This window comes from Dietzia sp. DQ11-38-2, assembly GCF_014145055.1.
Classification (GTDB): Bacteria; Actinomycetota; Actinomycetes; order Mycobacteriales; family Mycobacteriaceae; genus Dietzia.
The window spans coordinates 1-5,524 of record NZ_JAALDW010000123.1; the positions used below are offsets into that span (position 1 = coordinate 1).

General features: G+C 71.3%; 5 protein-coding genes. All 5 read right to left on the reverse strand.

The annotated features are described in order from the left end of the window. On the reverse strand, positions 1–618 hold a 618-nt coding region (locus G6026_RS04805), incomplete at its 3' end, for a ferredoxin reductase (protein WP_182612386.1). A 1-nt stretch (position 619) separates the two neighbouring features. Then, a complete protein-coding gene (locus tag G6026_RS04810; RefSeq protein ID WP_107757464.1) occupies positions 620–1,513 on the reverse strand; it encodes a metal-dependent hydrolase in 894 nt (297 codons plus the stop codon). 40 nt (positions 1,514–1,553) lie between these two features. Then, positions 1,554–3,308, reverse strand: a complete 1,755-nt coding sequence (locus G6026_RS04815; RefSeq protein WP_309230281.1) for an SDR family oxidoreductase — start codon at positions 3,306–3,308, stop codon at positions 1,554–1,556. After that, positions 3,305–4,198: a M24 family metallopeptidase gene (locus G6026_RS04820; RefSeq protein WP_182612387.1), complete on the reverse strand. Its 894-nt coding sequence runs from the start codon at positions 4,196–4,198 to the stop codon at positions 3,305–3,307. Before G6026_RS04820 ends, G6026_RS04815 begins: the two co-directional genes overlap by 4 nt. A 79-nt stretch (positions 4,199–4,277) precedes the next feature. Then, positions 4,278–5,354, reverse strand: coding sequence for a DUF368 domain-containing protein (locus G6026_RS04825; protein WP_194305786.1), 1,077 nt, complete (start codon positions 5,352–5,354; stop codon positions 4,278–4,280). Positions 5,355–5,524 lie beyond the last annotated feature (170 nt).

A 5,524-nucleotide genomic window follows, 5' to 3' on the forward strand; every position in this document is an offset into this window, starting at 1 on the left:
CTCGTCGACGAGGAGCGTGAGCCGGCTCCCCGCGAGGGCGACCAGCTCGTCGAGGAACGGCATCGACGCGCGGGTCCGTCCGGCATAGACCAGGCGCCAGTCCAGCCCACGGGTCGCGCACTCGCGCGCCATGGTCACGATCGGCGTGATCCCTATCCCACCGGCGACGAGCAGCACCCGCGGCTCGCCGCAGAACGGGAACGCCGTCCGCGGACCCTGGACGCGCAGGACGTCCCCCTCGCGCACCCGCTCATGGATCTCCGATGAGGCGGCACCGACGCGCCGGACCGCCACCATGAGACGGGTCGGGTCGGCGCCGCACAGCGAATACTGTCGGCGCAGTCCGGACGGGAGGGTCAGGTCCAGGTGTGCCCCCGGTGACCAGGACGGGGTGGGCGTCCCGTCCGCCGGTTCGAGAACCAGCCCGACCACGTCGTCGGCGAGGCCCGGCGTGTCAACGACCCGCATCGGGCGCACCCGGTCGACCGGCCGGACCCGGTCGGTCGACCACCCCTCGGACCGCCCGGGCAGGAACGCCACCGACGCGATCGCGCCGAGCAGCCGGTACCCGAGGATCCCCTGACCGTCCGCCTTCAGTTCCCTCGGGATGGCCGCCACGTCAGTGCCCTGCCCGCGCGGCCGGCGAGGTGGCAAGGTAGCGGATCGCGGGTTCCACCGATCCCTGTTGGTTCGGATGGTATCCCCGACGCAGGTAGGGCACGATCTCGCGGAGCAGCAGGGCGGGGTGGGGCAGCAGGCCGCGTCGGGCCGCCGCCGCCCAGTCCCGCCACCGGGCCCTGCGGTCGACCTCGGGGTCGACGGCCATGAGGAACCGGACGCCCCGGACCCACAGCCAGAACAAGGCGGGGGTGACGAGGAGATAGGCGCGTACTCTACGGATGTATGAGCTGTCCAGGTGGGTGAGCAGATCAAAGCACACCGCGCGGTGCTCCACCTCCTCGGCGCCGTGCCACCGGAGCAGGTCGAGCATCGTGGGGTCGGCCCCCGCCCGGTCGAGCGCCGGGGAGTCGAGGACCCAGTCACCGAGGACGGCCGTGTAATGCTCGATCGCGGCGATGAGCGCGATCCGCTCGACCAACCAGTTCTCGGCGCGCCGCCCGCGGAGGTCACGGCCTCCGAGCAGGGTCCGGAACGCCCAGTCGACCTGCCGCGTGTAGGCGGCGACGTCGACACCGGCGGCCGCGAAGTGGCCGAGCACGCCGCCGTGGGCCTGCGAGTGCATGGCCTCCTGGCCGATGAACCCCAGGACGTCCTCCCGGACCCGGTCGTCCCTGATCATGGGCAAGGCCTCCTGTAGAACCCGTACGAACCAGTCCTCACCGGCGGGCAGCAACAGGTGCATGACGTTGAACGTGTGCGTGATGACCGGGTCACCGGGGATCCAGTGCCACGGCAGATCCGACCAGTCGAACTCGACCTCTCGGGCGACCAGAACGAGCTGCTCCTCGTCGTGCTGCGGGCGCCCGCCCTGCGTTCCGGTGGTGGTGGCCATGGGGTTCCTTTCCGGTTTCGTGCGGTGGGGAGGGTGGGGTTCAGCCCGGGGTGAGGTCGGCGCGCGCGAGAACGCGCAGCAACCCGGGCGCCAGTCCGTGAAGCCGCATCCCGATCCGGGACTCGGCGGTCACCGCGACGACGGCGCGGTTATCGTCGGCGGCGCGCACGATCGCACGGGCGACCTTCTCCGGGCTGTAGTTGCGCCGGGCGTACTGCCCGGACGCGGCGCGCCGGGTCCTCTCCTGGGAGTCCTCGTCCATGCCGACGTATCGGGTGGAGCGGCTGATGCCGGTGTTGACGAAGCCGGGACACACCACGGTGACGCCGATCCCGTGGCGCGCCAGGTCGGCACGAAGGGACTCGCTCAGGGCCAGCACGGCGGCCTTGGTGGTGCCGTAGGCGGGCAGGATGCGCGAGGGGAGGAACGCCGCCGCCGAGGACACGTTGACGAGCTGGCCGCCGGTCCCGTGGTCGCGCATCATCTCGCCGAAGACCCGGCAGCCGTGGATGACACCCCACAGGTTGACGTCGATGACCGCCTGCCAGTCCCGGAGGGTGGTCTCGAGGAAACCACCACCCATCCCGATTCCCGCGTTGTTGATCACGACGTCCGGGACGCCGTGGCGCTCCTTCAGATGGTCGGCGAACTCCTGCCACGCGTCGGAGTCGGTCACGTCGAGCAGGTACGGCACACCCGTGCCTCCGACGAGTCCGACCTGGCGGGCCGTGCGCTCCGCGCCGTCGAGGTCGCGGTCGGCGATGACCACGGTGGCCCCGCGCGATCCGTACTCGACGGCCGTGGCGCGGCCGATGCCGCTGCCCGCGCCCGTGATGACGACGAGCTCTGCGAGCCGCCCGTCGACGGCCCGCGCGTTCTCCGTCCCCCCGGATCCGCTGACGGACCGTATGTGCTCGTCGACCAGTGCGGCGACCACCGCGGGCCGGTCGCTCACCACCCAGTGCCCGCCGACGACGGGACGCACGTGGACGTCCTCCGCACCGAGCCGCGCGCATTCCTGCAGGGCGGGCGTGACGAACACGTCCCGGGTCGGGGTCAGGACCTGCACCGGGACCGAGGTGTGACGCCGCCGGGGGCGTAAGAGGTGGCGGCGCATGTTGGCGCGGTACATCTCGAGCCCGTTGACCAGATCGCGCTCCGGGCGCGCGACATCGTCCGGGGACACCTCGGCGGCTCCGCGTCCGATCGCGACGATCCGGCGCCCGAGCCCGGCCCCCACCCTGCTGCGCCACAGGGCCTCGGGCAACCACGGGAGGTGGAACCATCCGATGTAGGTGGAGGACAGGGACTGGGTGAGCATCGGGGCGGTGCGCTCGCGCCCCTCGCCGGTGATCCACAGGGCGACCAGGTCGAGGCACGGACCCGAGATCGACGTGAAGCTCGCCGCACGCGAGGCCGCGCCGTCCCCGGTGACGGCGTGCCACGTCTGGATCGATCCCCAGTCGTGCCCGAGCAGGTGCACCGGCCTGTCCGGAGACACTGCGTCGATGACGGAGTCCAGATCGGCGGCGAGCTGGTCGGTGGAGTAGCCGGCCCGCGAGGAGGGCGCCTCGGAGTCCCCGGCACCGCGGACGTCGTAACTGACGACCCGGTAGCGGTCGGCGAGTTCGTGGGCGAGGCCGTCCCAGACGCTGCGGTTGTCGGGATAGCCGTGGATGCAGACGAGGGTCGGGGCGTCGGCCGGGCCGGTGACCGAGACCGCGAGAGAGAGGCCGTCGGTGGTCGACACGGTGGTCAGCTGTGTGTCTGCGACCTGCCTATCGGCGCCGCTCACGCCGCGGCCTCCGAGGTCGTCGTGGTCTCGGGCGTCCCCGGAGCCTCCCCCGACCCGCAGGCCAGACCCTGCCGCCTCCACCGGCACACGTGGGGGGTCTCGTCGTCGAGCCACACGGCCGACCCGTCCGGCCGTACCAGCAACGCCTCCTCGAACTTGACCCCGACGTCGCGGAAGCCGATGTGCGGTTCGACCGCCCACAGCCCGGGTTCCGGGCGGTGGTCGGAGATCTTCCCGGACGCCCACAGCGGTGACCGGTTGTGCGCACGCTCGACCATGAGGTCGCCGACGAGCGTCCGCACGGCGCGACTGCCGAAACCGAACGCGATGAAGCGGGGGATGCGGGACTCGATGTCGCCGACCTGATGGGCGATGACTCGACCGGGGTAGACGCGGTGCCGGTTGTCATATCCCTGCCGACGGATGAGCTCGTCGACCTCGAGGTAGACCTCACGCAGTGTCGCGCCCTCGGTGATGAGTCGCGGGATGAGGTCCCGGTGGGCGGCCAGATCGGTCATCAACTCGTCGTGGATCGCGTTCTCGCCGAGGACGCGGGCGTAGCCGATATCCCCCACGGCGCGGTCCAGGACCGGTGCGACGTCCAGGATGTAGGGCATCCCCTCGCCCAGTCGGCGACGGGTCGGGAAGAAGTGAACGGGCGTTGCGAAGCCGCGGAAGGCGGTCCGGTCGCCGAACCACGCGAACGGGGTGTGGAACCACTCGCGTACTCCCCGGTCGGTGAGCCACTCGTGCAGCCGCGCGGCCACCTCTCGTTCGGTGACCCCCTCGTCGAGGGTCGCGGCAACGCTCTCGACGCAGTCGTAGGACAGTCGCTGCACGGTCCGGTAGCGCTGCAGGAACGTGGCATCCGTCACATCACTATGAGACATGGCGTCCATCATAGACACCATGTCTCATTAAGCAAGGGCTGTCCCGCGGACAGCTCGAGCCGGCCTGTCGGGGAGCTTCCTATTCACGATCCTCGAGGGCCGTGACCCGCGGGTCCGGGTCAGTGGTCGCGGCCTTGTCGGCGACCACCCGCTCGACGACCAGGACGATCACCACCACCACGACGCCGGCGGCCACCGCGGCCAGGACCACCGGCCAGTCGGAGCCCGGAGCCAGGACGTCGGCCTCCTCGGTCTGCCACGGCCACAGGGCTCGCAGGGACCCGAGCATCAAGCCGGCCATGGCGATGAGTGTGGGCTTGCGGAAGTCCTCCAGCAGCCGGTCGAGGATCTTGACGAACAGAGAGATGCCGACCAGCGCGCCGAGCGCGAACACCCCGAGGTAGGCGACGTTCCGGTCGTCCACCGCGCCGAGTGTCGGGGCGTACAGGCCCATCGCCAGCAGTAGGTACGAACCCGAGACCCCGGGCAGGACCAGCGCGCAGATCGCCACCGCCGCGGCCACGAACACCAGCAGGTAGGAGGGGTCGCTGATCGCCCCGCTCGGCAGCCCGGACAGCACGAACGCCAGTGCCGCACCGCCCGCGAAGATCAGTCCCAGCGCCCAGCTCCGTCCACCCGGGGTGGCCCGCGCCATCCCCAGGGGCACCGCGATACTCGCCGCGACCATGCCGAGGAACAGGCCGCGGGCGAGCTCCGGGCTGCCCTCGACGAAGCCCTTGAGGACTCCGGCCAGGGTGAAGACCATCGCGAGCATGCCGACGGCGAGCGGCAGTAACAGCCACCAGTCCACGTGGCGGAAGGCCGCCGCCGTCCGCTCCCGACGGTCCGGACCGAGGACCGCCGACCTCATCCCGTCCACCACGTGCGCGCCGGAGTCCAACAACCGCGGGTACACGCCGGTCACCAGGGCGACGGTGCCGCCCGAGACGCCGGGGACGAGCTCGGCCATGCCGATCAACCCGCCCCGGATTCCGTTACCGACCACCCCGAGCGGTCCGGGCCGGGCGGGCAGGGGCGACCGCGGGTCCAGATCCGCGTCGGCGACAGGGTCGTGGTGGACCGACTCCGCTGCGGGGCCGGGGGGCGTGCCTCCGGGTTCAGGGGTGGACGCGGGCCGTGGTGACTCGACTGACATCTCTCCAGTTTCCCCGACGACCCGCCCCGAAGCCCAGTCACCACCCCGTCCATGCGCGATCAGGGTGACCAACCCGTCACCTCCCGGCCGTCTAGACTCGGCCGGACCGAGGAAGCGCACTAATGCGAGGGTCCACGGCGAGGAGGGGAGCGCGTCATGCCGATGCACTA